Below are 26,299 nucleotides of genomic sequence, written 5' to 3'. Positions count from 1 at the left end.
GGGAAATAGTGACAGTTTTCTTTCGGATTCTACATTTCGGCAGGAGATTTCATCCCCAATAATCGCAATCCTTCGGCAAGGACAATCCCCACTGCATGAACCAGGGCCAGACGGGAGTGTTGCTGGTTGTCATCCGAAATGATTTTGGTTTTAGCATAATAACGGTTGAAGCTTTGTGCTGTGACGATTAAATATTTGGCAATGACAGATGGCGCGTAATGCTGCCATGATTTCTCGATGATATCCGGAAATAATCGCAGCTGCTTTATCACTTCCCAGCTTTCGGCATCGTCAAGACCTTCAAATGTCAGTGGAGCTGTCTGACCTGCTTTTCTAATAAGGGACTGGGCTCTCGCATACGTGTACTGAATATAAGGACCGGTTTCACCTTCGAACGTGAGCATATGTTCCAAGGAGAATTCAATATCATTGAGACGGTCATTTTTCAGGTCATGAAAAATGATGGCCCCGACCCCGACATCTCTTGCAACCGCATAAGCATCGTTTAAGTCAGGGTTTTTCTGGTTAATGTTGTCCTCTGCCATTTTGATTGCTTCGTGAAGCACTTCTTCAAGGAGGATGACCCTTCCTTTTCTTGTAGACATCTTCTTTCCATCCTTTAAATACAAACCGAATGGAATATGCTTCATTTCATCCGCCCAAGTGTACCCGAGCTTTTTCAGCACGTTCATCACTTGCTGGAAATGGATGGTCTGTTCCTGTCCTACAATGTACAGGGCTTCATCAAAGGCATATTGACGCTGACGATAAAGGGCAGCAGCCAGGTCCCGTGTGGCATAAAGGGTTGCTCCATCAGATTTCTTGATCAGGCAGGGAGGTAGATTCCCATCATCCATCCGAACGACTTGAGCCCCTTGGGATTCCTCTAGAAGATGGTGTTTCTGAAGCAAGGTTACGACTTCTTCCATCTTGTCATTGAAGAATGCTTCACCGTTATAGGAGTCGAACTCGACGCCAAGTAAAGAGTAGATCGTCTTAAAGGCATGGAGTGATTCATCCTTAAACCATCTCCAAAGCTCGGTAATCTCTACATCCCCGTCTTCGAGGAGCTTAAAGGCTTTTCTTCCTTCGTCTTCAAGGGAAGCGTCGAATTCTGCTGCTTCATGGAACTTTTTATAAAGAATGAACAATTCGGCAATGGGATTCTCTTTGACCTTTTCCGGGTCTCCCCATTTTTTGAAAGCGACGATCAGTTTCCCGAACTGTGTCCCCCAGTCACCGATGTAATTGATTTTCTCGGTGCGATAGCCACATTTTTCGGCAATGGTGGCAATGGCATTCCCGATGACCGTTGAACGGAGGTGTCCCATGGAAAAGGGCTTGGCGATGTTAGGGGAGGACATGTCTAATACGACGGTTCTGTTTTCTCCGAAGGTGTGGGTTCCATAATCCTTTCCTTTCGCCAATATCCCCGACACGATTTCTTTTCCTGCTCTACTCCCGTCAAAGTGGATATTAATATAAGGTCCAACCGCCTCCACCTTGGTGAAAAGGGAAGAGGTAATCTCAGCGGCCATTTCCTTGGCGATCTGTGCAGGAGCTTTTTTCATGGTTTTCGCCAACTGGAAGCAAGGGAAGGCCAAGTCGCCTAAATGACTATGCTTCGGAATTTCAATCAAATCGTATAGATCTTTCTCGCTCCAGTCCTGCAAGAGCTGAGTCTTTAATTCTTGAGCAAGTATCGATTTCAAGTCCATCTTCTTACACCTCCCATTAGTATAAAACACAAAAAAACCCGTCTCTACACAGAGACGAGTTTAGCTCGCGGTACCACTCTTATTCCCGATTAAGGACACTCATTGTATAACGGGAGATCCCGGTTCTTCCCTACTGATTTCAAGAAGAACTTCTCAGAAGTGCGGTTCATCCAGGGCTTCATACCGGGCTCCCACCGCCCCCGGCTCGCTTATGTTCCACGTCTGGATTACTCTCTTCTTCACAGAATATTCCATATCTAATTACTATTATTTTACACATTTCACGTATGAATGCAACCGGTAATTAGGAATCTTCTGAAGAAAACATATACGTCTTATGATGAAACCTCATACTGAATACGAGTCCGAGGGCCAGCATATTCCCCATGAGGGAGCTCCCTCCATAACTGATGAACGGAAGGGGGATACCGGTGATCGGCAGTAACTGGATCGTCATGCCAATGTTCTGGAACACATGGAACGTAATCATACTGATGATCCCTGCACAGACATAAGCGTTGAAAGGCTCTTTCGTATCAAGCGCCGTCTTGGTCAGATGGTAGATCAGCAGAAAGTATAAACTGATGACGACACTGGCGCCAATGAATCCGTACTCTTCACCGATGACACTGAAGATAAAGTCTGTATGATTTTCCGGGATATACACTTCCCGGTCACTGTAGCCTTTCCCGAAAATCTGTCCCGAACCGATGGCGTTAAGGGAGTTGATCAAGTGAAATCCTTCTAATTTGGCATAATTGTACGGATCAAGCCAGGCATAGATCCGTCCGAATTGGTAAGGTTTCACGTTTAAATATTTCTCCAATAATTGTGGAGCCCATATGACCAGTGAAAGGATGCCCGCACCTAAGACTCCGATCGAAGCATAGATAGGCACAATCAGCTTCCACGTAATACCTGAAACGAGGATGATACCCGTCATGATGGCAAGTATGACCAGTGATGTCCCTAAATCCGGCTGCTGCATGATGAAAGCAAGGGGGAGAAGGGTGGTCAAGCCGATTTTAATCAATAACTGAAAGTCTGTCTGTACTGTTTTTCTTGGATTAAGTTCGTGATGATTGGTAATGACACGTGCCAAAGCAAGGATTAAGAATGTCTTCATGAACTCTGAAGGCTGTATCGATCCAAGCGGTCCAAGCATGAACCAGCTTTTGGCCCCATTCCGGTGAGGCGCGATGCTTTCCGGAGAAATCAATAATAAAACGAGCAAGAAGATTCCTGCGCCGTATATGTACCAGGCAAGCCGTTTATACTGATCTGAGTCGAGAAATAACGCAGCGCCGATAATGATACCGCCCACTACATACCAAAAAGCCTGTCTAATCACAAAGTTTGTCCCATATTGCCCTGAGGTCTGGGCACTGCTGATTCCCATTGCACTTACAATAAAGAACAGCATCAATAAAAAGAGAAGACCCCAATCGATCTTATCAGCAAATCGCTGGCGAGTTTCCATAATCTATTCACCTGAATTTCTAAAGATTTCACATTCCTAGTCTAATAGAAATGAAAGGAAATTTCTACTCATGACCCGAGAAATTCCAGAACTTCTGTCGGGACATGACAGGTATTTGAAACAGGTGAGTATTTATATTCACTGGGAATGTTGATGGCAGAAGGGATTACGGGGAAAATAGAGAGGGGATATTCCATTTATTACATGTTTTAGCCCGGCGGAAAGCGAGCACCTGGAACGGAAATCAACCGACACATTCCAAAAAAAGCAGGAAATAGAAGCATAACTTCCACACATAGTACTGAAATATGACTATTTTCGACAATTCCCTGCGACTTTTGTCATCATTTTGAAATGAAATAGAAAAGAACAAGTATGTTCTATATTTGATAAAATAGAAACTATGAACTGTGCACCGTGTTAATCAGATGGAGGGAATGTTCTTGAAGGCAAATAACCAAGTCAAAGATATCATCTATATTCACAAGAATCCGGATCGCCACTATGTGGTTTCTTACGGAATCCATTTCAACGAGTTTGCAATGAATGCCCGTAAACCCTTAAAGAACTTACTTCTTATCAAGCATCAGTACGAGCATGGTGCTTTCAATATACATACCCATATGGAATATGTAGAACAGGACGAAATGAAGAAGATCATCGATGACGGGGTCCAGAGCTACGGAGACTTCTGCTGGATCGACTTTGAAGAAGAGGTCGGAGTCGATGAATTGAACGGTCAGGAAATTGCAGAACTCCTTTATATGGGTCATATTAAACAGCCGTTAAATCCTCCATTCTATTCTAAGTTGAATAATCGCTACGCCTATCTTTCACATGATGACGGCTGGTTCAATAAAGTTTATTACCGGGACTTCGAGGACTTCTATCATATGCTGGGAGCGACCCTTTCATCCAAACTCAGTACGGTCAAGAGCGGGAAAGGCCTCTTCGGTATGAAGAAGGAGAAACCCTACCCTGTGATCGGAAAGGAAGTCATTCATTCCTTTCAGGATAAGTTAAAAGAAGGAATGGTCATCTCCCTTGAAAAAGCAGTAGTAACGAGAGGGAAGATCGAGATTCCTATATGGGTGATCGGTGATTATTATGACATGGATGAAATGACAGAGGATTATAAGCAGATCCGTAAATTGCCGGCGAACGGGTTACTATCATATGACCGTAAAACGAAGAGCTGGAGCGCCTTACTTAAATGAGGGACCGTGATATTTTCCCAGATATTTCATTCCATGACACCCTGGTTCAAGCCGTCTTTCTTGAACGGCTCAATCGGTTTGTGCTGGAGTGTGAGCTTCCTTCAGGCTCAAAAGAAAAAGTCCATTTACCCGATCCGGGCAGGCTGAAGGACTTGCTGGTACCCGGAGGGCCGATCTGGCTCCAGGAATCCAAGGATCCAAAAAGGAAAACAAGGTGGTCGGCTGTCATGACCCATGATCCCGTAAACGATATGTATGTTTCCTTGAATACTCAATATCCAAACCGATTGATACTGGAAGCCCTGCAGTTGGAAGTACTGGAAGAGCTGAAGGGCTGGCGCCTGGAAAAAGCCGAATATAAGGTGGGAGGTTCACGCTTTGACTTCCTCCTCACACATAAACAAAATGATGAAAAATTACTACTCGAAGTTAAAAGTGTCACGATGGTCGAGGACGGAATAGGTAAATTTCCCGATGCCGTCACAGCAAGGGGAGCGAGGCATGTAGAGGAACTGACACATTTGCAGATGAAGGGAAGCTATCAAACAGCGGTCTTATTCATTGCCCAGCGTACAGACCTCAGGGGAATTACTTCCGCTCCTGAAATCGATCCCCATTTTGCCCGGGTCATGGAAGAAGCAGCAAGAAATGGTGTCAGTTTTTTCGGAAGATATTGCATCGTGACGCCTGAACGCATCTCCCTCAGTGAATCGATCCCCGTTTACACAGAAAAGGATTAATCTCGCCGTGCCCCGCCCGAGATTAATCCTTTTTTGTGTCCCTATTCTACCACTACCTTAGCCGTCGCTTTATAGTCTTGATCCCCCTTGGCGGTCATCCAGACGGTCAATGTGTAAGAGCCGCTTTCAACCTTTGGGAGGACAATTTCACGAGAAAACGCTTCTCCTTGTTTCACCGTGATTTCCTGTAATGCCTGTGTATACATTTTATTCTTTGAATCTTTATAAACGACCTCGCCTTTTTCGTTGCGAAGTTCATAGTCAATCGTCTGGCCGGATGAGAACGAAAATGTTTTCTCCTGCTCAGTTTGGTTTTTTACACTATATACATACACACTTTGACCATCGGCATCTTTCTTGGTTAATGAAGGTTCCATTTCGCCTGCGACAATTCCTTTCTGTACAGAAATATCTTCACCCGCTCCCTGTTCGGTCTCTTTTTTTACCTGCTGGCTGTCATTTTCATCAGCTGTTCCACAGCCGGCCATTCCCGCTATAAGAATGATTATCATCATCATGAATCGCTTCACGCTAGAGTCACCTCCTTACTGTATTAGACAGAGTTTGCTGAAAAAAGTTACAAGCCTCCTGAGAATATGAGCACGAAGGCATGGGGGATGTGCTCTTCTAGTTTCTTTCACCCACAATTCGGGCATTCATTTACATATTCAAGGCAGATTCCTTTTTTATATTATACGGTTCAGTACTATATAATTAGAGAAAAGCGCAGAGGAGCATGATGGATGAGAATGGGGTTAACGATTGTAAGCGTATTTTTCTTACTATTAGTATCGGCTTGTGGATCGTCAAATGCAAACGATACTGTGAAAATTCCTGATGACGAGTGGGGAACGATCACGTCGAAAGCAGAAGGGACCAAAGTGAATATGTTCATGTGGGGAGGAGATGACGGGATCAATCGATATATCGATGAGGTCATGGCCCCCATGTTAAAAGAAAAGAACAATATCGAATTGAACCGGGTACCTTTAGACACACCGGAAATCCTGCAGAAGCTGCAAACCGAGAAGCGGGCAGGAAAAGAAAAAGGGACGATCGACATCGTCTGGGTCAACGGTGAAAATTTTAAAAATGCGAAAGAGCAAGATCTGTTGGCTGGTTCTTTTACTGACAAACTGCCTAACTACAACCAATACTATGATACGGACAGTGACGCGTTTCAATATGACTTCGGAACGGAAACAGAAGGGTTCGAAGCCCCTTGGGGAAAAGTTCAATTCGTTTTTTTCTATAATAGTGAAAAAGTGAAAAGCCCCCCGGCTACCTTTGAAGATTTGAAAACATTCATGAAAGAGAATCCCGGGAAATTCACCTATCCAAACCCAAGTGATTTCACCGGGAATGCATTTCTAAGACATCTCCTCTATGCCAAATCGGATTCGAATCTGGCCCGGGACGGGTTTGATGAAAAAATGTCGGAAGAGATTGGAGGGGAAGTATGGGACGAATTAAACACCCTGAAGCCTTACCTGTGGCGAAAAGGGGAGACGTATCCATCCACTTTGACGGATCTTGATAAGCTGTACAGTCAGGAAGAGGTATGGATGACGATGGGATATAACGAAGCAAGGGCGGAACATTTGATCAAGGATGGCGTGTTTCCGGCAAGCACGAAGTCATTCATATTGAGTGACATTGGATCGATTGGGAATACTCATTTCCTGTCCATTCCTTTCAATAGTCCCAATAAAGAGGGTGCCCTGGTGGCCATTAATGAGTTTCTGTCACCGGAAGCGCAGTATGAGAAACTCAAGCCGGATTATTGGGGGGAGAGTTCGCCCATTTCCTATGACAAGCTTGATGAGGAGTGGAGGAAGAAGTTCATGGAAATCGATCGTGGTGAAAGTGTCTTGGAAGCCTCGAAGCTTGAAGAAAACTTCAAGGGTGAGCTTGATGCTGCCTACGTTGAATGGTTGAAGGAGAACTGGATCCGTGAAGTTGCCAGCCAATAACGCACTTCTCCTCTTGCCGGGCTTCCTCTTTTTCCTCCTGATTCCGGGACTCGGGATCGTCCTTGCGATGTTGGAAAGTGTAAGGGGCGGGGGAGTCTTTACATTCGAGTACTATCGGGAATTATATGAACAAGATCGTTTTATCACATCTGTCCTGTTCAGCCTGACGGTTACTGTGGTTTCAACGATCCTGTCCCTTTTTATTGGATTGGGTATCGTCAAGGCTTTCTTTCCATTGTTAAAGGAAACCCGGCATAAACTGCTGGTGTGGATCCCGATGCTCGTCCCCCATTTTGTATGGGCGTATCTCGTCTACTTACTCTTTAATCAGAGCGGGTTTTTCTCACATATTGCCGGTATCATCGGCTGGATTGACGACCGCAGTCAATTCCCCATATTGGTACAGGACCGGTATGGAGTCGGGATCATGTTGACGTATGTGTGGAAAGAAGTTCCCTTTGTGACCCTGATGCTGTTACCCGTATATGCCACCCTATCCAAAGGGTATAAAGAGGTCGCTTCGTTATTGGGAGCGGGCTCCTATCAAACGTTCAGAGTGGCAGAATGGCCCTTTATCTATCCTGTCCTCATCGAAACAGGGGCGATTCTTTTTGCCTTTATCTTTACCAGCTTTGAAGTTCCGAGGTTGTTGGGGGTAACGTCTCCACAAATGCTCGCGATCCTTGCATACGACTGGTTTTATAGCGGTAACTGGAGTGACCGTCCATTAGCGTTTGCCTCCCTTGTATTGACCGGACTGGGCATCGGGATCTTCATGTGGCTCGTTCTCTATATCACCAACAAGAAACGGCTGCACATCACTAGAGGGATTGGGAATTAGGGGTGTCATGATGAAAAAAACGGTATTTTACAGCATATCCTTTATCCTTTTTGTCTTCCCCGTTTTCTTCTTAGTATATAAAAGCTTGTACGGTGTAGGGGCATGGGGGAGTCCTACTCTAGGCAAACCAAGCGTAAGGGCGTGGGAACTCTTGATGAATGAAGGAGAGTTTCTGAATTCAGTATGGGTGTCGGTATGGATTGCAGTAGTCGTGTTGGGCCTCAATCTACTGATCGGCATCACAGCGGGAAAAGTGTTTTCCTTTTCTTCTTTCAGGGGGAAAGCGTTGATGGAAGCGCTCATGATGCTGCCTCTGTTTCTTCCTGTTTTAGTCGTTGCCATCGGACTTCATATTACCTTCATACGTTATGGTCTCGCCGATCACTGGCTTGGGGTCGCCCTCGTTCATTTGGTGCCGACGATTCCTTACAGCATTAAAATGTTTAAAACGGGTTATGAGCGGATCGGCTCGAAATTACTCGAACAATCAACCATCCTGGGAGGGAGTGCCATCAAGCGCTTATATCATATCGAATTGCCTTTGCTCCTTCCAAGCATACGCAGTGTATTGTTCCTGACGATTGTCATCTCTTTAAGTCAATACGTGTTGACGGCGATCATAGGCGGGGGGAACGTCGTAACCCTTGCAATGGTCTACTACCCATTTACCGATACGGCAGATGAAGCGGTGATGGCGGCATTCTCCATCGTGTTCGCCCTTATTCCCATCATCTTATACACCATACTTGAGGGGTGTATGACATTCTTACTCCCTTACCAGAATCTAAGAGGGAGGAAGAGGAAGTGAGTCCATTCATAGATATCCAGGGAGTGTCCAAAACCTTTAAAGAGAAAGAGATATTAAATGATATAACCTTCTCCTTGAAAAAAGGGGAAATCCTCTCATTGGTGGGAGCATCGGGTTCAGGAAAATCAACCTTTTTGCGGATTCTCGCAGGCTTAGAATCTGCTACAAAGGGAAAGGTATTAATAGATGGTAACGATATTTCTTCAGCCAAACCACAGAACCGACCGATTGGAATGGTCTTTCAGCAGCCTTTGTTGTTCCCTCATATGAATGTTCTTGAAAACGTCATGTACGGTCTGGAACGGAGAGGGGAAAAGAAACGTGAAAATAAAAAGAATGCGAAAGATTATATTCAAAGAGTCGGTTTAGGTGAAGTCATGTATCATTACCCCTCTGAGCTTTCGGGTGGCCAGCAGCAACGGGTTTCCCTTATCCGCTCCCTCATTCTGAAACCGAAGCTGTTACTTTTGGACGAACCTTTCAGCAGTCTCGATCTGCAACTGAGGAGAGAGTTGAGGCAGTGGGTTTTGAACGTATTTAAAGAAGAAGGAACCACAGTCTTGTTCGTCACCCATGACCGTGATGAAGCTTATGAGGTGGGAGACCGGGTGGCGGTGTTACACAAGGGCCGATTCCTGCAGGTCGGGACACCGGAGGAAATCTATTACCGCCCGGGCTTCTCCTTCGTCGCTTCTTTCATGAGTGACGGACTCATACTGACTCCCAGACAATTCATTCATGCTTCCCATCTGTCCATAAGCTATTCTGGACAGGATCTGCCTTACCCTAATTGGAAGGGCACGGTTCAGCAAAAGCTGTTTGTAGCAGGAACGAACATTTATGAAATATGGGTGGAAGAATTGAAACAGAAACTCTATCTACCCCTTGATCGGGAATCCTCCCACGGGACGGTTTGGCTATATGCTGGGGAAGAGAACATTCAAACGTTTCAGAAGGAGGAATAGGAGGGAAGAACATTGAAGAAGAAGGAAATCGGCAAGATCTTTCTATTCATCGCGATATTACTGTTCCTCATGTGGCTCAGCCGTCATTTCTTTTATATAAAGCCCCATGATATCAGGGATTGGATTGTGTCATTCGGCATTTGGGCCCCGATTGTTTTTATTGTTGTCTATACGGTCCGCCCATTGATCCTTTTCCCTGCTTCCATCCTATCGTTCTCGGCAGGCCTTGCTTTCGGTGCGATGGAAGGATTTTTTTATATTGTACTGGGGGCACTGGGTGGTGCGACGGTTGCCTATTATGCAGCAAGCTTCCTGGGGGCGAAACTCTTAAAAAGACCATCACCCCGTATGGTGAAGATACGGGAAAAAATGGAGGAGAGCGGCTTTATCTATGTCCTGGTATTGCGTCTGGTGCCGTTCTTGAATTTTGATTTGATCAGTTACCTGGCCGGTATGGGGAAAGTGAGATACCTTCCATTCATTCTCGCCACAGCCATCGGCATTTTACCGGGAACGTTTGGCTATGTCTTTCTGGGGTCAAGCTTGGTAGGAGAAGATCGGACGAATTTATATATTGCGATTGCGTTTTTCTTGGCCATGATCATCGTACCCCTCATTTTTAAGAAGAAGATGAAAGCATGGCTTGGATTATCAGGCAAAGAAGATAAGTAAAGGATGGGAAGTACATGTTAGACACGCATGCCCGCAAGTGGGTGCAGCCAAGTATAGAGGGAACGGCGCGTCTGTTCCTGAGCAAAGGATTAACGGCCAATCAAGTGACGGTCACCGCCTTCATCATAGGTTCTGTGACAGGTCTGGTCTATTACCTGGGCTTCCCGGTCATGGCCGTCCTTTTATTATGGCTGTCGGGATTCCTGGATGCCGTGGATGGCACCATGGCCCGTCTGACGAAACCATCTCCCTTTGGCACCGTCATGGATGTCACGTTTGATCGGATCGTTGAAATCAGTGTCATCCTCGGGGTTGCTTTCCTGCATCCTGATATCATGTGGGCCCTCCTTTTACTCAGTGTCTCCATCATCATTTCCATGACCATTTTCCTGACTGTGGGAGCTGTATCAGAGAAACAGGGGATGAAGTCCTTCTATTATCAGGCGGGACTGGCTGAAAGAACGGAAGGGTTCATCCTGTTCAGCCTCATGATGATCTTTCCATCCATTGTCTTGTGGACCACACTACTGTTTTTGGCAGTGGAGTTATACACGGGTATCCAACGATTTCTGGAAGCGAAACGATTACTTTCATAAGGAGAGATTCAGATGGAACAATACGATTTAATTGTCATAGGAGGAGGGGCCGGCGGATTGACCGTCGCCTCGGGGGCTGCTTCACTGGGTGCCAAAGTGGCACTTGTTGAGAAAAGCGGCCTTCTGGGCGGGGATTGCCTTCACTTTGGCTGTGTCCCGTCCAAGGCGTTCATCCAATCGGCAAGGGAAGTGGCGACCATACGTGCCGCTGGGGATTACGGATTCGAAACCAAAGGCTCTGTCGATATGAAGAAGGTAAGAGAACGGGTCAAAGGAGCCATTTCTCACATCCAACAGCACGATGATCCCGAGCGCTTCCTGGAGCTGGGGGTCGATATTTATTTCGGAGCAGCCGAGTTCCTGGATCCCCATACCATTTTGGTGGAGAAAGAGGACCGGATCTCCGGGAAGAGGGTGGTTGTGGCGACAGGATCAAGTCCCCTTATCCCGGAAATCGATGGCCTTCTAGATGTTGAATATCATACGAATGAAACAGTATTCGAAGTCAATGAGTTACCGAGTCGAGTTGTGTTCATCGGCGGAGGCCCCATCGGTCTTGAACTGGCACAGGCCTTCTCCCATTTAGGCTCAGAAGCCATTGTCCTGGAACAGCATGATGAAATCCTGGTGAAAGAAGATAAGGAAATCCAGGAAGTGGCCACCGGGTTATTGGAAAAGGATATTCAGTTTGTATATGGAGCGGAAATCAAACGTGTGACGGAGAGTGATGGACAGAAAGTGGTTCATTACGTGAAAGATGGAGCGGAGCAGTCGGTTGAGGGGGACCTTTTATTCCTTGCTACAGGTCGCAAGCCGGGGACAGAATTCTTGAATCTTTCCGCTGCCGGGGTGGAGACCGACGACCGGGGATTCATCAAAGTGAATGACGAATTAAGAACGAATCATGCTCATATTTTCGCCATAGGAGATGTGAACGGCCGCTATCCATTTACCCATGGTGCCGGAATGGAAGGGAAGCTCGTGGTCCAGAACGCCGTCTTCGGATTGAAACGAAATGTTTCCTATAACAAGCTGCCCTGGACAACCTATACGACACCGGAAATCTTTCATATCGGTTTGACGGAGGAAGAAGCGGTGGAAAAAGGGTTGGAATACAAGGTCTATAAGAAAACATTAGACGAGGTCGACAGGTTCGTGGCAGATCATCGGACCGAGGGGCTCGTCAAAATCATCACAGACCCGAAAGGCAAGATTCTCGGTGCCCACGCAGTCGGCGCGGGTGCAGGCGACTGGATGCAGCCGGTCGTGTTCGCAATGGAAAAAGGAAGCAAGATCGGTGCCCTTTCCAACATGGTCTATCCTTATCCGAATCACGCAGCAGCCGTCCAGCAGGCAGCGGACCTGTACTGGAGAGAGAAGCTGTTCGACGGGGTATTGCCGGTGATTAGTAAGAAGTATGTGGAATTGTTCAGATAAAGTGTATAGAGCGCGACTGCTGGGAGGCGGTCGTGTTTTTTTGTTGGGTAAGCCGCTCTCACTCTCCATATTTCCCTATAAACCGCCGATCGATCCAATTCTTCAACCGCCACGCCCAGCCGCTGACCAATGAAAAGGATCCGTAGGTTAAGAGGCCTCGTTTATCCCCGATAGACATGATGGCGAGATATCGCTTCTGGGGCTCAAAGGGAATGATTTTTCCATTGGCTGCGGCGCCGTTCAGGTTTTCCCATAGGACTGGCCCTTGTCTGACGGCTGTTACGCCGTTTTTAGGGACGTCGGGAAAGTCTTGTAAGGTAGCGCAATCACCGGTACCGAACACGTTTGGGTATTCCACTGATTGAAGGTAGCTGTTCACGAGAAGATATCCTTGTTCATCTGTCGGCAATACACTGCTCCCGAATAGGGGAGGTGCTTTAGGTCCGCCTAAGAAAATCACTTCTTCATAATCGAGGATCTCTCCTTGATCAGTGTACAGTTGGGACCCCTCCACTTTCGTCACACGCCCTTTATGCAGGTCAATGCCTTTTGTAAGGGCGATATCCGACATTTTTTTAGACGAAAAGATACCCGCTTTCTCTAATAGGGGGGAGGAGTGGACGACAGTAACAGCATGATTGTCGAATCCTTTGTCCCTCTTCCATGCTTTCAGTGATAATGCCATTTCAATACTTGCTGCACCACCCCCGATAAAAATGGTTTTTCTGCTGTTCTGCAGTTTCCCGATTTGCTCGGGGAATCGGTAATTTGGTTTGATGGGCAGGTTGTGTGTATGTAAGCCTTTGATCTCCATTGAATCATTACGGGAGCCGATGTCGAATGAAACAAAGTCGTAGGTGAAGATCTCCCCTTTGTCTGTTAACAGATGCTGCTGATCGGGATCGATGGAGAGAACGGTACTTTCGACAAAGTCACAGCCCGAATCTCTACACAAGTTCTCTAAATCAATCCGGGTTTCTTCCAATGAATAGATACCTTCCGTGTACCCGGAGAACATTCCGGAATAATATTGATAACGGGAAGGGGAAATGAGGACCCATTTCACGTTTTCCTCTTGATGTTGACTCTTTTTTATGCAGTGGAGGTGGCTGTGTCCGCCACCGACTAAGATGATTGTTTTCATAGTGGGACTCCTTCTTAGAGAGAGCGCTTTTCTTCCCATTCTTCCCTGATCATGCCCATGCGGATGGAGTCATAATAAACACCATTGTAGTAACGGCATTTTCTCATCCGTCCTTCAAGCTGCATCCCGATTTTCTCTGCGGCCTTCATCATCCGTTCATTCCCTGACCACGTCGTGATGCCGACCCGTCCGATTTCCTTCGTCGTAAAGAGGTGATCGACCCATAGGGATAAGGCTTCGGTTCCGTATCCACCATTCCAGTATGCAGGATCGTAAATGACGATTCCCGCTTCAAGCCACCTGGTGGGCTCGTAATCCCAATAGTATCCGACGGTTCCGATGATGGTACCATCGACCTCGATGACCCGTTGGAACTCATCGCTGCGACTTTTATTTCTGATGGATGATTCCATATACTCCTCAAAGGGGACGTACGTATGTTTAAAATAAGGGGCGTCCCATTTTTTCCACTCGGGGGAAGGATCTCCGTAAATATAGTCCCAAAGACGGGGAAGGTCTCTCTCTTCTATTTTTCTAAGTGTTACACGCTGACCGGTAAATTTCAATTTATGAGCACTCCTTTATTGTGTTACTAATTCCATTATACAGAAAATATACGAAATAATCAGAATAGACGATGAAAAACAGAGGTCCGTCCCTCTGAAGTGAGGGACGGACCTCTGTTTGGTTAGCTTGCTTTGATTGAGGAGACCCGTGCTTTTTTCTTTTGGGTCAGTTTGTCGACGATGGATGTGATGGCACCGTCTCCTGTTACGTTGCAGGCAGTTCCGAAGCTGTCCTGTGCAAGGTAAAGGGCAATCATGAGAGACGTCATAGTCGGACCGAATCCAAGCATCGTTTCAAGTAATCCAAGGGCTGCCATGACGGCTCCCCCGGGCACACCAGGTGCTGCAATCATCGTGATGCCGAGCATCAAAATGAACGGGAACAGCTGAGTGAATTGCAGTGCTTCACCCTGGATGAACATGACGGCCATGGCGCAGCTGACGAGTGTGATGGTGCTGCCTGATAAATGAATGGTGGCAAGAAGCGGGACAGAGAAGTCTGCAATCCGTTCTCTTGAACCGATTTTCTTGGAACGTTCAAGGGTGACGGGAATCGTTGACGCCGATGACTGTGTTCCAAGTGCCGTGAAATAAGCAGGGAGCATCCCTTTCATCATGGAAAGTGGATTTTGCTTTCTCAGTGTACCGGCGGCTGTATATTGAACGACTAAAAAGACAAGATGTAAAAGAATGATCATGATAAATACTTTCGCGAATACAGACATGATGGCACTCACTTGTCCACCTTGTGTCATATTGGCAAAAATCCCAAGGATATGAATCGGTAAAAGTGGAATGATGATCTTTTCAATGACGAGTTCCACGATGTTTCTGAATTCATCCATCCCTTTTTGAAGGGTATCCCCTTTAATGGCGGCCATTCCCAGTCCAATGGTGAACGCGATGAGAAGTGCCGACATCACACCCATGATCGGAGGCATGTCCACTGTGAAGAACCCTTTGAGAAGAGCTTCTTCTGGATTTTCAAATGATTGGGACGTTTGATTCGCGAGTAAAGTTGGGTAAATAGACTTTGCAACCGTAAAGGCGAGTAAACCGGCTAACACGGTGGAACCATACGCAAGGGCAGTGGTCAATCCGAGAAGTTTTCCTGCCCCTTTACCCATGGAGCCAATCCCCGGAGCGATGAAGCCGATGATGATCAATGGAATCGCAAATCCAAGGAAATTACCGAATAGTCCATTGAATGTAGCAAAGATTTTGACAAACCATTCTGGTGCATATGCTCCAATGACAATACCTAACGCAATACCTAAAAGGATCTTAGGCAGTAAACCGAACTTTCTCATCTGGGTGTCCTCCTCGAAAGTACAAATGTTTTTAATACGAGGATTATACACCTAATAGAGTGATAACTTAATAGCTTTTAAAATAGGCGAAATCTTAAGTTTATTCTGAATAATAATTGAAAGAACTGTCGCCGGACTGGTTTTCGTTTGCATACATATATAATGGGGCATGATCTGAATGCCATTTGAATCAAGACAAATGTGGTAATTTTTATTTTCCAAAGGAATCATTCTTTCCCTTTCCGGTGAAAGTGATAAAATAGAAACATCTATTGTGAATATTGGAGGTAACGAAATACATGAAAACGAAGTTGTGCTTACTGTACGGTGGTAAATCCGCTGAACATAATGTTTCCTTGCAAACAGCCAAGGCCGTGATCGGTGCCCTGGACTTAAATAAATATGAAATCCACCCTATCTTTATTTCGATGGAAGGTAATTGGATTAAAGGACCACAATTGAATGCCCCTGTTGAAGATGTAAAAGCATTGCAGTTTAAGCACGGTGAAGAGATCGCTCCCAATGCGTTGAGTACGTCCATCGCTCCTTCTGAGTCTGAAGGATATGACATGATCTTCCCATTACTTCACGGACCGAATGGTGAAGACGGTACGGTTCAAGGCATGCTTGAGCTGTTGAATCTTCCATACGTAGGGAACGGGGTCCTTGCTTCATCTGCCGGAATGGATAAAGTCATCATGAAGAATCTATTTGCGCAGGCTGGCATTCCTCAAGTCAACTACACGTGGTTCATCCGCAGTACGTGGAAGGGGAACCCGGAATCTGCCTATAAACAGGTAGAAGAAGAGATTGGTTATCCATGCTTCGTGAAACCTGCCAACTTAGGCTCATCTGTCGGGATCAGCAAGTGTACGTCCCGTGAGGAATTAGCGGCTGCCTTCTCAGAAGCGTTCCAATTCGACCGTAAGATCATCATTGAGGAAGGCGTGAAGGCCCGGGAAATCGAGCTTGGCGTCCTTGGCAACGATCAGCCGGAATGCTCCGTGGCAGGTGAGATCGTACCTAAGAAAGATTTCTACGATTATAAAGCCAAATATGAAGATGGGGATACGGCCCTCATCATCCCTGCAGAAGTAGAAGGCGGCATCTACAATGAAATGAAGGAAATTGCCATTCAGTCATACAAAGCCCTTGATTGTTCAGGACTTGTACGTGCAGACTTCTTCTTGACGGAAGACGGCCGGATTTACATGAACGAAGTGAACACGATGCCAGGTTTCACACCGTACAGTATGTTCCCGCTTCTCTGGAAGCACACTGGCGTTGATTATCCTACCCTGATCGGGAAACTCGTGGAGCTTGGCTTGGAACGCTATCAAGACAAACAAACGATTAAACATACGATGTAAACAACTTGGGACTGACCACATCTAGAGGTGAGTCCCTGGTCTGTTTTGATGAATAATGAGTAAAAGGAGAAAACGAATGTTCGAGAAGACGATTAGAGAGATATGTACCATGCTTGATGTGAAAAATGACCTTTCTGCATTTGATTCAGTGGTCGTAAAAGGTGTTTCCATCGATACAAGAAAAATTGAAGACGGCAATTTGTTTGTTCCTTTTAAGGGGGAGAATGTGGACGGTCACCAGTTTGCCCGCCAGGCGATTGAAAATGGAGCCTCTGCAGCACTATGGGATGTGAATGTCCCTAATCCCCCTGAGGACATACCTGTGATCGTGGTGGAAGATCCACTCCTTGCCCTTCAGGCTTTAGCGAACAAGTATCGCCATGAGCTGGATCTAAAGGTAATCGGTATTACAGGAAGCAATGGGAAAACAACCACCAAGGATATTGTGGCCAATCTATTATCTGTAAAGTACCGTGTGCATAAAACACAGGGGAATTATAATAACCATATCGGCCTTCCGTTAACGATCCTTTCCCTGCCCCAGGATTCGGAAGTGGCTGTGCTTGAAATGGGGATGAGCGGATTTGGTGAGATCGAACTCCTATCTAACATTTCTCAGCCTGATGCTGCCATCATCACGAACATCGGGGAATCCCATCTTCAGGATCTTGGTTCACGGGAAGGTATCGCCAAAGCTAAGCTCGAAATTGTAAAGGGTCTGAAGCCGGATGGTCTGTTTGCCTACTACGGAGATGAGCCTCTCCTGCAGGATGGTGTGAAGGGACTCGACCTGAAGCATATGGAGACATTCGGCAGAAGCGAAGCCAATAATATCTACCCGACAAAGATCGAAATGAACAATCAAGGAAGTTATTTTGAAACTTCTGTCGCTGAAGGCGATACGTTCTTCCTGCCTGTCTTGGGTCAGCATAATATCCATAACGCCCTGGCCGGTATCCTGATCGCCCGTCATTTCGGACTGAGCGTAGAGGAGATGAAAGAAGGCCTTCAATCATTGAAGCTGACTCAGATGAGGATGGAAATGGTGGAAGGGAAGAAAGGCGAAAGCATCATCAACGATGCCTATAATGCGAGCCCCACTTCCATGAAAGCGGCCATCGGACTTGTATCAGAGCTCGAAGGATTCCGTACAAAAATCCTCGTCCTGGGTGATATGCTCGAACTTGGAGATGACGAAGAAGAATTCCATCAAGAAATCGGACGCTTGATCGATCAGGAAAAGGTCCAGCAGGTGTTTGCGTTTGGACAGCTTGGAACGTTCATCGCAAAAGGGGCACTCGAGAATTTCCCTGAAGAGCGCGTTCACTCTTTTACGGATAAAGAGAGTCTGACAAATGAACTGTCTTCCTTAATCAAAGGGGATGAATTGATTCTGTTTAAGGCTTCCAGAGGAATGAAACTGGAAGAAATCATTGAAGGATTAAAGGCATAAGTTTAAACCTTCATAGAAATGAGCAAAATGAGCTTAAGCTGGGAGAGTGGCTCGCTCCCTACCTTTTAATAAGTAAGAGGGGATAACATGATCGGTTGTTTATTAATCCATGGCTTCACAGGGAGTCCGTTTGAAGTGGAACCCCTGGCTGAATTCCTCCAGGACAGAACCGATTGGAAAATCGTCGTGCCGACTCTTCCGGGTCATGGGGAAACCCTCGAACTGAAAGGGATTAAGCATATCGAGTGGATCGAACATGCCGAGTCCGAGCTGAAAACCCTCTTGGACACATGTGACGAAGTGTACGTAATCGGATTCTCAATGGGCGGATTGATTGCCTCGTATCTTTCGGTCAAATATGATGTAGATAAGCTCGTCCTGTTAAGTGCGGCGGCCTACTATATAAATGCCAAGCAGTTACTGAAAGATATTGGAAATTTGATCAAAGAAGGAATGAAGGGGAATATACTGGAAAACGAGCTGTACAAACGGTACAGATTCAAAGTGACCAAAACCCCGATCCTGTCCACATACGAATTCAGGAAAGTCGTCCGTATTGCTCGTCCGCTCCTTCGGGAGGTAAACATCCCAACCTTTATCGCCCAAGGAAATAATGATGGAATAGTCCCCCCTAAAGCTGCGAAATATATATATGAGACTATTTCCTCAAAGAAGAAAAACCTATTTTATTCCCCTGAAGCCAAACACTTGATATGTCACAGCCAAGATAAGCACGAACTTTTTGATAAGATCTACCAATTCCTTCAAATTGAATAGATTGACTATTTGACATTAGATTGAAATTCATTTCTAGAAGTGGTAACATAACTACAACATAGTTCTTAATTTGTTGGACGTGCTAGCTCTTCTATTTTGAAGGGTGTATTTTTTTGTACCAAACATAAAACTAAACATCTCATATAGACGGTTTTAGATTAGATACCGAAGTCTTTCGGTGGGTAAGATTTCGTTCCGACCTAAAAATATAATCAGATATTGATTAGTTATAAAAGATGTAAATTAAAGGAGAATGTAACATTGACTAAGTTTGCAGATTTAAACTTAAGCGCATCTACGTTGAAATCAATCAAACGTATGGGCTTTGAAGAAGCAACACCAATTCAGGCAAGTACGATTCCAGTCGGTTTAGAAGGTAAGGATATCATCGGCCAGGCACAAACAGGAACAGGGAAAACGACAGCATTCGGTATTCCGATGATCGAGAAGATCGATGTCAAGAACCCTAAAGTCCAGGCTCTTATCATTGCGCCAACCCGTGAACTTGCAATCCAGGTTTCTGAAGAGTTATACCGTATCGGAGCTGACAAGCGTGCCCGCGTATTATCCGTATATGGAGGTCAGGACATCCAGCGTCAAATCCGCGCGATGAAAAAGAACCCTCATATCATCGTTGGTACACCAGGTCGTCTACTTGACCATATCAAACGTAAAACACTCAACCTTGAAAATGTTGAAACATTAGTACTTGACGAAGCAGACGAAATGCTGAACATGGGCTTCATCGAAGACATCGAAAGCATCCTTGAGACTGTACCAAGTACAAGACAAACACTTCTATTCTCTGCCACAATGCCGGATCCGATCCGCCGCATTGCGAACCGTTTCATGACAGAGCCGGAAGTCATCAAGGTGAAATCAAAAGAAGTAACGGTATCAAATATCGAACAATACTTCACTAAAGTCAGCGAAAAAGAAAAATTCGATACACTTTCACGTTTAATCGACGTACAATCACCGGAACTTGCGATTGTATTCGGTCGTACAAAACGCAGAGTAGACGAATTAGCGCGTGCTCTTAGCATCCGCGGCTACCTTGCAGAAGGTATTCACGGAGATCTTTCTCAAGCCCGTCGTATGACGGTCCTTAAGAAGTTCAAAGAAGGACGCATCGATATCCTGATCGCAACAGACGTTGCTGCCCGTGGATTAGATATCTCAGGCGTAACGCATGTTTACAATTTTGATATTCCTCAAGACCCTGAAAGCTACGTTCACCGTATCGGACGTACAGGTCGTGCAGGGAAGAAAGGTATGTCCATCACTTTTGTTACACCAAGAGAAATGGGTTACCTGAAGATCGTTGAACAAACAACGAAGAAGAAAATGACGGCCCTTAAGCCGCCTAGCTTAAACGAAGCACTTGAAGGTCAGCAACGCATGGCACTTGAGAAGCTGGTTGAAGCTGCGAAGGAAAGCGATCTTAAAGATTACTATCAATTAGCAGAAGAATTCCTTGGAGATCACGATCCTGTGCAAGCAGTAGCTGCAGCGATTCGTGTATTGACCAAAGAGCCGGATACTACTCCTGTAGAAATCACGGAAGAACGCCCATTACCATCAAGAGGCGGCGGAAATCGTGGCGGCGGAAATCGCGGCGGTGGATACAAAGGTGGAGCTCGCAGCGGAAGTCGCGGTGGATCTTCTTCACGCAGCGGCGGTGGAAATCGCGGAGGCGGAAGCCGTGGCGGAGACCGCAACCGTACTGGCGGCGGCAGACCACAATCTTCAAGCAAGCGTAAATCTTATAACAATTCTTGATTAGATAATAGGACACGACGACCTTTAGGGGTTGTCGTGTTTTTTTGTTGGGGGGGGTTGTTGGAAGTGGGGGTAGTGATCGACGGAGAGTGATTTGTTCCAATTTATGTAAAAATACGCAATTACCACCTGAAATGACGCAATAAATTAAAAAACGACGCAATTATCCGAAAAATGACGCAATCAGACCCCGAAATGACGCAATCAATATTAATATGTTAATATTTCCAATCCGAAAGAAGGAGTTTCCCAACCTGTGGCGAACTAAATACCCATACCCAATAAGGAGAGTGATCAATTGATCTGTAAAGAGCTAACAATCCCGCTAATTCTTGAAAAAACAGAGGCATTATCGGGCCGGATCGTCCAACATCATCTAAAAGTCCCCCTCATACAAAAGGATTTAAGAAAAAGAAGAGCAGGCTACAACGGAGAATCCACTATTTACTACCATCTCACTTTTCTCAAAGATAAAAGATACAAGATCTTCTACAATGTAAGACTCCCCATCCTCTCAAACCATTTTCAAATGGACTTTCTCATCCTCACCCCATTCTATATTTTAATCATCGAAGTAAAAAACATATCGGGAATCGTAACCATCGATCCTTTCATCAAACAGCTTACCCGGACTCATAAAGGAGTGACAGAAGGGTTTGTGGACCCGGTATCCCAAGTCCTAAGATATAAATTATTACTCCAAAAATGGTTCAGTACCCACAGAGTAAAGCATCCTCCAATCAAACATCTCGTCGTATTCAGCAACCCGTCAACCACCCTGAATTACACTGTATCCCCCGCGCCGGACGATCCGTACAAACAAATAATACATGCTCAAAATATCATCGATAAGATCAAAGAATTGAATGAAAAACATCCAATCTCAACCGTGACATATAAAGAACTTCTAAAAATGAAAAGGCTCATAATAAAAAAACATGAGGATCCGGAAATTGATATCCTAAAAGCCTACTCCCTTACAAAAGGTGACATCCTCACCGGTATACGCTGCGAAAACTGCCAGCACATCCCCATGATCCGAGTCAGTGCATCCTGGTCCTGCCCTAAGTGCCGCCACTCTTCTAAGACTGCACACATCACAGCTATCCACGAATATTTCTCACTCCTAAACAACCACCTAACCAATAGTGAACTTAGAAATTTTCTCCATCTGCAATCAAGAAACACAGCCTACAAAATATTGAAATCCTTTCATCTCAAAACCTGCGGAGAAACAAAATCTGTCACCTATTCAAAACCCCCGAGATAATTCCACATCTAAAGCACATACTAACTCCAAAAAGGAGTCCGACGTCCATGACACTCGTAAAACTCGGCTATGTAGCCATGAGCATGAATCTTCAAAATGCTTCGCCTTCCCAAACGATGACTTATAAGCAATTCGCTGGCATAAAGGATCGGGAGGCAGCGATTCATAAATTAGAACGGATTGCCCGCTCCAATTTACAAAATTGCCTCAGGCTGTTAAAGCATAATGTCATGAATGAAATCCATTTCTTCCGGTTTAGTTCAAAACTGATTCCCCTTGCCAATCATCCAGAATTGAAGGGATGGGATTTCATTTCTCCGTTAAAGGAAGAGCTAGGAGAGATTGAAGAGTACCTGAAGCTTCATCCAATGAGAGTGGGGTTTCATCCTGATCACTTTGTTCTGTTGAATTCCAGTGATGTAGATGTGATGAAAAATACGTTGAAGACGTTGAAGATGCACGAAGCTTTGTTAAAGGGGATGGGAACCGATCCGACCCACCGCTGTGTTCTTCATGTGGGTGGGGCATATGAAGATAAGGAAAAGGCGCTTGAGCAATTTATTCATAATTGGGGGCTGACCCCGGTTTCTCTTCAGCAGATGATCATCCTTGAGAATGATGATACGGTGTTCAGCGCGGCGGATGCCCTTTATTTGTGCGAGAAACTCGGCATTCCTCTTGTATTTGATTATCATCACCATCTAGCCTATAACGAAAGAGACTGGCTGCTGGATTGGGATAGAGTGGTCGGGACATGGAGTCAGTCTCCTTTGCCGGTGAAGATGCATATATCCAGCCCCCGGTCCATGGAAGAGTATAAAGCTCATGCTGATTTCATCGATCCCCGGATGTTCCTCGACTTTTTACACGGAATGAAAGGCTCGGTCGATGAAATCGATTGTATGATCGAAGCCAAGAAAAAAGATGATGCGTTGTTTAGACTGGTTGAAGATCTGCAAGGAAAGGAAGGAATTGAATGGGTCGATAAAAGTTCCTTTATAGTGAAGTAGATATCATGAAATTTTATTCTCCCCACATTCTGAAACCATCTCTGTTCCGAAACGTATATTTACTGTAAGATTTAGTAAAAGAGAGAGGGGGATTTGTATGATTGGGGAACCGCAAAAGAGAATATCACCAATGGCTTTGAGAGTATGGAAGATATATGGAGTGTTGGAGTCGTTGGTTGTGGCCTCCTTGGCAGTCGGAGCCATTGTTTTGACGTTTATATTTGATTGGTCCCATTGGGTGACCGTAATATCTATAGGTGTATTCATCTTTTTTACATATTTGTTCGTGTTTTTACTTCCGACCATCAAGTGGAAAAGGTGGAGGTATGAAGTGAGGGAACAGGAAATCGAACTGCAGAGGGGAATCCTGATCGTGAAACGTACGCTGGTGCCGATGGTGAGAGTCCAGCATGTTGATACAGTACAGGGACCGATCTTAAAAAGATACGGACTATCGACGATTACCATCTCCACTGCAGCAAACGTCCACGAGATCCCAGCTTTGGACATGGAAGAAGCGGATGAACTGAGGAATTCGATATCGCAGCTGGCGAGGGTGGCGGAAGATGATGTCTGAACATAAAAGGCTTCACCCAATATCGGCTGTGGCGAGTTTTGTTAAACAACTGAAAGATTTGATTGTTCCATTTGTATTTTTGTTTGTCATAAACAATCGGGGGGAGAAGAGTGGATTTTGGGATTACTTGCCCCTTCTATCGATGCTTCTTGTCCTTGTCATCGTTCTGGTTTTCGGAATTATTAAGTGGCTTCGTTTCACCTACCGGCTTGAAGAAGGAGAGCTAAGGATCGAGTACGGGCTATTTGTGAAAAAGAAGAGGTATATCCCAATTGAACGGATCCAGAGTCTGAACTTCTCGGAAGGGGTGTTACACCGTCCCTTTGGGCTTGTAAAGGTGAAGGTCGAAACAGCGGGCTCTTCAAATTCCAGGGAGTCGGAAGCGGAACTGACCGCTATTTCTAAGGAGGAAGCACTGGAGTTAGAACAGATGATTTATCGGGAGAAGAAGGGTGAGAGCGTGAAGGAGGATTTTTCTCTGGAGCAGTCTGCCATTCAGGAAGATGAACCTTTTTTCACCCTTGGTCAAAAAGACATCTGGGTTCTTGCGGCGACCTCGGGAGGAGTAGGGGTCATTATTTCAGGGGTTGCATTATTCTTATCCCAATTCAATGAACTCATTCCCTATAAGGCTGTATATGAGGAAGTGGCCGTGTTTATAAAAAGTGGAGTGTTCATCGTCGCATTGACGGCATTTTTAGGGCTTATGCTTGCCTGGTTCCTATCGATCGTCTGGACGTTTATCATTTATGGTGATTTTAAGATCAAAATAGTGGATGAACATATTGTCATGACAAGAGGACTCCTTGAAAAGAAGCAGGTGACGGTCCCGTTAAACCGGGTTCAAGGGATCAGGATAGTAGAGAACCCGATCAGGCAGCTGATTGGGTATTGCACCGTTCATATTGAAAATGCCGGTGGGTCTGTTTTAGAGAAAGACAGTATGAGTATTAAGTTGTTCCCGATTATTAAGAAGGAACAGGTTCCGGAGTTGTTAAATGGATTGTTTCCCCAATATATCATCCAGGATGATTTTAAAGGGCTGCCGGTAAGTGCCATGAGGAGGTATGTATTTAGACAATCGGTCTGGATACTGGTCCCACTTGCTGCCGCCTGCTATTTCTTCTGGCCATATGGTCTTTGGGCAGCGCTCTTGATCCTGCCTTTTGGAGTGCTCGGCTACTTTCAATACCGCGCAGGCGGATTCAGAATCGATGGGGGGCAGTTATCTTTACGGTATAGAGGGGTATTGAAGAATACGATGTATATGAAGAAAAATCGGATTCAGTCCCTTGATACGAAAGAGAGTTGGTTTCAGGCAAGAAAAGGATTAGGCAGTCTCACGACTACGGTGAAATCAGGTGCCGCCGGTTATGCGAGTCAGGTGAGGGACCTTAAGAAAGAAGATCTGAAAAGGATTGCCTCCTGGTTTTCCCATAGTATATAAACAAAGAAGCGGCCTTTTCATTCTGGCCGCTTCTTGCATATGCTTATTTCCTCCCGGAAATCCATCCGATGACGAAGCCTGCGATCAATCCGAAGATGTGGGCGGCAATGTTAATGCCTGATTGCATGAAGGTCATCACGACCCCGATGATCACGATTGGGAGGATGATCTGCCGGCTTTCCCTGGTGATGAAATGATTTTTCAGAACGATCATAGCAATATAGAAGCCGAATAATCCGAAAATGGCCCCTGATGCTCCGACGTGGCTATAGGTAAGGGGCTTGATGAGATAGGTGATGATATTGGCAAACACACCGCTTGCTAAGTAAAGGGCAAGGAACTTTGCCTTGCCAAGGTGTTTTTCCAAAGGTGGTCCGAATAGGACAAGAGAAAACGAGTTGAATAATAGATGGGCAAACCCCATATGGACAAAGATCGGGGTGATCAGTCTCCACCATTCCCCTTCTTTTATGAATACATTCACACCAGCGAGTTGTTCGTACACCCACAATTGAGGGAAGACGGGAAGGGCACTGACCGCAAATAGGGCGATATGAATCAGGACAATCAAGGAAATAATAGGATAGTATCGTAGAAATTGAGAAAAACTTTCAGTTCGTACAAACATAGTGTATCCTCCTACATGGGCTGGGTACGCGAAAATAACGGTTAGTACTATAGTATAAGAAAATGATGAAAATCACGAGTGGAGTTCATTATTAAAATATGCAGGACAGGACAAGAGTAGAAGGGGAGTAGCATATGATTAAAGGAATAGGGTTGGATATCGTAGAAATCGGGCGTATACGGGAATTACTGGAACGGCAGCCCAGGTTCGTGAAGAGGATCCTGACGGAAAGAGAAGAGGATACGTTCTTTTCGTTGAGTGAAGGGCGCAGAATCGAATATGTGGCTGGACGTTTTGCAGCGAAAGAGGCGTACGCGAAAGCACATGGAACCGGGATCGGGACGATGCTTTCGTTTCGGGATATTGAAATCAGTAAGGACCGGAAAGGAAAGCCTTATTTTTCGAAGCCAGAGGGAACCCATGCCCATCTGTCCATCACTCATAGCAGGGAATTTGCAGCAGCCCAGGTCGTCATTGAAGAGTAATTAAATTTCAAGCTTGTCATCTTCACTAGCATA

General features: G+C 45.5%; 25 protein-coding genes and 1 other annotated feature. Of the genes, 18 read left to right on the top strand and 7 right to left on the bottom strand.

Annotation, left to right across the window (positions count from 1 at the left end):
* Nucleotides 1-29: 29 nt before the first annotated feature.
* Nucleotides 30-1,718, bottom strand: coding sequence for an arginine--tRNA ligase (argS, locus tag ATG71_RS03245; RefSeq protein WP_098438472.1), 1,689 nt, complete (start codon nt 1,716-1,718; stop codon nt 30-32).
* A 47-nt stretch (nt 1,719-1,765) separates the two neighbouring features.
* Nucleotides 1,766-1,970: a binding site (T-box leader), on the bottom strand.
* Nucleotides 1,971-2,022: 52 nt separating this feature from the next.
* Nucleotides 2,023-3,198: an FtsW/RodA/SpoVE family cell cycle protein gene (locus ATG71_RS03240; protein ID WP_034763125.1), complete on the bottom strand. Its 1,176-nt coding sequence runs from the start codon at nt 3,196-3,198 to the stop codon at nt 2,023-2,025.
* Nucleotides 3,199-3,641: 443 nt separating this feature from the next.
* On the opposite strand from ATG71_RS03240, the gene ATG71_RS03235 reads away from it, so the two are divergent.
* The gene (locus ATG71_RS03235; RefSeq protein WP_286162900.1) at nt 3,642-4,415 is read left to right on the top strand and encodes a hypothetical protein; all 774 of its coding nucleotides are present in this window, start codon (nt 3,642-3,644) and stop codon (nt 4,413-4,415) included.
* On the top strand, nt 4,412-5,155 hold the full coding sequence (sfsA, locus tag ATG71_RS03230) for a DNA/RNA nuclease SfsA (protein WP_098438470.1): 744 nt from the start codon (nt 4,412-4,414) through the stop codon (nt 5,153-5,155). Before ATG71_RS03235 ends, sfsA begins: the two co-directional genes overlap by 4 nt.
* A 41-nt stretch (nt 5,156-5,196) precedes the next feature.
* Here the strand turns inward: sfsA and ATG71_RS03225 are convergent, their stop codons facing one another.
* Nucleotides 5,197-5,685, bottom strand: coding sequence for a BsuPI-related putative proteinase inhibitor (locus tag ATG71_RS03225; RefSeq protein WP_098438469.1), 489 nt, complete (start codon nt 5,683-5,685; stop codon nt 5,197-5,199).
* Nucleotides 5,686-5,898: 213 nt separating this feature from the next.
* On the opposite strand from ATG71_RS03225, the gene ATG71_RS03220 reads away from it, so the two are divergent.
* From ATG71_RS03220 to ATG71_RS03190, 7 genes are read left to right on the top strand one after another with little or no spacing between them, the layout of a single operon-like run.
* Complete coding sequence (locus tag ATG71_RS03220) at nt 5,899-7,128, top strand: ABC transporter substrate-binding protein (RefSeq protein WP_098438468.1); 1,230 nt, start codon at nt 5,899-5,901, stop codon at nt 7,126-7,128.
* Nucleotides 7,109-7,969: an ABC transporter permease gene (locus tag ATG71_RS03215; RefSeq protein ID WP_098438467.1), complete on the top strand. Its 861-nt coding sequence runs from the start codon at nt 7,109-7,111 to the stop codon at nt 7,967-7,969. The genes ATG71_RS03220 and ATG71_RS03215 overlap by 20 nt, the downstream gene beginning before the upstream one ends.
* A 7-nt stretch (nt 7,970-7,976) precedes the next feature.
* On the top strand, nt 7,977-8,777 hold the full coding sequence (locus ATG71_RS03210; protein WP_098438466.1) for an ABC transporter permease: 801 nt from the start codon (nt 7,977-7,979) through the stop codon (nt 8,775-8,777).
* Nucleotides 8,774-9,742: an ABC transporter ATP-binding protein gene (locus ATG71_RS03205; protein WP_179886444.1), complete on the top strand. Its 969-nt coding sequence runs from the start codon at nt 8,774-8,776 to the stop codon at nt 9,740-9,742. The genes ATG71_RS03210 and ATG71_RS03205 overlap by 4 nt, the downstream gene beginning before the upstream one ends.
* Before the next feature lie 12 nt (nt 9,743-9,754).
* Nucleotides 9,755-10,414, top strand: a complete 660-nt coding sequence (locus ATG71_RS03200; protein WP_098438464.1) for a TVP38/TMEM64 family protein — start codon at nt 9,755-9,757, stop codon at nt 10,412-10,414.
* A gap of 14 nt (nt 10,415-10,428) precedes the next feature.
* Nucleotides 10,429-11,010 (top strand): CDP-alcohol phosphatidyltransferase family protein, encoded by a 582-nt coding sequence (locus tag ATG71_RS03195; protein ID WP_098438463.1) that lies wholly within the window; start codon nt 10,429-10,431, stop codon nt 11,008-11,010.
* Nucleotides 11,011-11,022: 12 nt separating this feature from the next.
* On the top strand, nt 11,023-12,447 hold the full coding sequence (locus ATG71_RS03190) for a dihydrolipoyl dehydrogenase family protein (protein WP_098438462.1): 1,425 nt from the start codon (nt 11,023-11,025) through the stop codon (nt 12,445-12,447).
* A gap of 58 nt (nt 12,448-12,505) precedes the next feature.
* Here the strand turns inward: ATG71_RS03190 and ATG71_RS03185 are convergent, their stop codons facing one another.
* From ATG71_RS03185 to ATG71_RS03175, 3 genes are all read right to left on the bottom strand, one after another.
* Nucleotides 12,506-13,591: an FAD-dependent oxidoreductase gene (locus tag ATG71_RS03185; RefSeq protein WP_179886443.1), complete on the bottom strand. Its 1,086-nt coding sequence runs from the start codon at nt 13,589-13,591 to the stop codon at nt 12,506-12,508.
* Nucleotides 13,592-13,605: 14 nt separating this feature from the next.
* Entirely contained in the window at nt 13,606-14,157 is a 552-nt protein-coding gene (locus ATG71_RS03180; RefSeq protein WP_098438460.1) for a GNAT family N-acetyltransferase, read from the bottom strand.
* A 122-nt stretch (nt 14,158-14,279) separates the two neighbouring features.
* The gene (locus tag ATG71_RS03175; RefSeq protein WP_098438459.1) at nt 14,280-15,467 is read right to left on the bottom strand and encodes a dicarboxylate/amino acid:cation symporter; all 1,188 of its coding nucleotides are present in this window, start codon (nt 15,465-15,467) and stop codon (nt 14,280-14,282) included.
* 299 nt (nt 15,468-15,766) lie between these two features.
* On the opposite strand from ATG71_RS03175, the gene ATG71_RS03170 reads away from it, so the two are divergent.
* From ATG71_RS03170 to ATG71_RS03135, 8 genes are all read left to right on the top strand, one after another.
* Nucleotides 15,767-16,837 carry a D-alanine--D-alanine ligase gene (locus tag ATG71_RS03170; protein ID WP_098438458.1) on the top strand — a complete coding sequence of 357 codons (1,071 nt, stop codon included), beginning with the start codon at nt 15,767-15,769 and terminating at the stop codon, nt 16,835-16,837.
* Nucleotides 16,838-16,913: 76 nt separating this feature from the next.
* The gene (locus ATG71_RS03165) at nt 16,914-18,290 is read left to right on the top strand and encodes a UDP-N-acetylmuramoyl-tripeptide--D-alanyl-D-alanine ligase (protein ID WP_098438457.1); all 1,377 of its coding nucleotides are present in this window, start codon (nt 16,914-16,916) and stop codon (nt 18,288-18,290) included.
* Between the two features lie 87 nt (nt 18,291-18,377).
* Nucleotides 18,378-19,067, top strand: a complete 690-nt coding sequence (locus ATG71_RS03160) for an alpha/beta hydrolase (protein ID WP_098438456.1) — start codon at nt 18,378-18,380, stop codon at nt 19,065-19,067.
* A 261-nt stretch (nt 19,068-19,328) separates the two neighbouring features.
* Nucleotides 19,329-20,849, top strand: coding sequence for a degradosome RNA helicase CshA (gene cshA, locus ATG71_RS03155; protein WP_098438455.1), 1,521 nt, complete (start codon nt 19,329-19,331; stop codon nt 20,847-20,849).
* A gap of 298 nt (nt 20,850-21,147) precedes the next feature.
* On the top strand, nt 21,148-22,119 hold the full coding sequence (locus ATG71_RS03150; RefSeq protein WP_179886442.1) for a nuclease-related domain-containing protein: 972 nt from the start codon (nt 21,148-21,150) through the stop codon (nt 22,117-22,119).
* Nucleotides 22,120-22,166: 47 nt separating this feature from the next.
* Nucleotides 22,167-23,129, top strand: a complete 963-nt coding sequence (uvsE, locus tag ATG71_RS03145) for a UV DNA damage repair endonuclease UvsE (RefSeq protein WP_098438453.1) — start codon at nt 22,167-22,169, stop codon at nt 23,127-23,129.
* A gap of 97 nt (nt 23,130-23,226) precedes the next feature.
* Nucleotides 23,227-23,706, top strand: coding sequence for a PH domain-containing protein (locus ATG71_RS03140; RefSeq protein ID WP_098438452.1), 480 nt, complete (start codon nt 23,227-23,229; stop codon nt 23,704-23,706).
* Nucleotides 23,696-25,153: a PH domain-containing protein gene (locus ATG71_RS03135; RefSeq protein WP_286162899.1), complete on the top strand. Its 1,458-nt coding sequence runs from the start codon at nt 23,696-23,698 to the stop codon at nt 25,151-25,153. Before ATG71_RS03140 ends, ATG71_RS03135 begins: the two co-directional genes overlap by 11 nt.
* Nucleotides 25,154-25,196: 43 nt before the next feature.
* Here the strand turns inward: ATG71_RS03135 and ATG71_RS03130 are convergent, their stop codons facing one another.
* Complete coding sequence (locus tag ATG71_RS03130) at nt 25,197-25,781, bottom strand: rhomboid family intramembrane serine protease (RefSeq protein ID WP_098438451.1); 585 nt, start codon at nt 25,779-25,781, stop codon at nt 25,197-25,199.
* A 134-nt stretch (nt 25,782-25,915) separates the two neighbouring features.
* Here ATG71_RS03130 and acpS point away from each other — a divergent pair, with 134 nt between their 5' ends.
* Complete coding sequence (acpS, locus tag ATG71_RS03125; protein ID WP_098438450.1) at nt 25,916-26,266, top strand: holo-ACP synthase; 351 nt, start codon at nt 25,916-25,918, stop codon at nt 26,264-26,266.
* Nucleotides 26,267-26,299 lie beyond the last annotated feature (33 nt).

It is taken from the genome of Bacillus sp. es.034, assembly GCF_002563655.1.
In the GTDB taxonomy this organism is placed as follows: Bacteria; Bacillota; Bacilli; order Bacillales; family Bacillaceae_B; genus Rossellomorea.
This window is presented reverse-complemented; position numbering and strand designations above follow the sequence as displayed.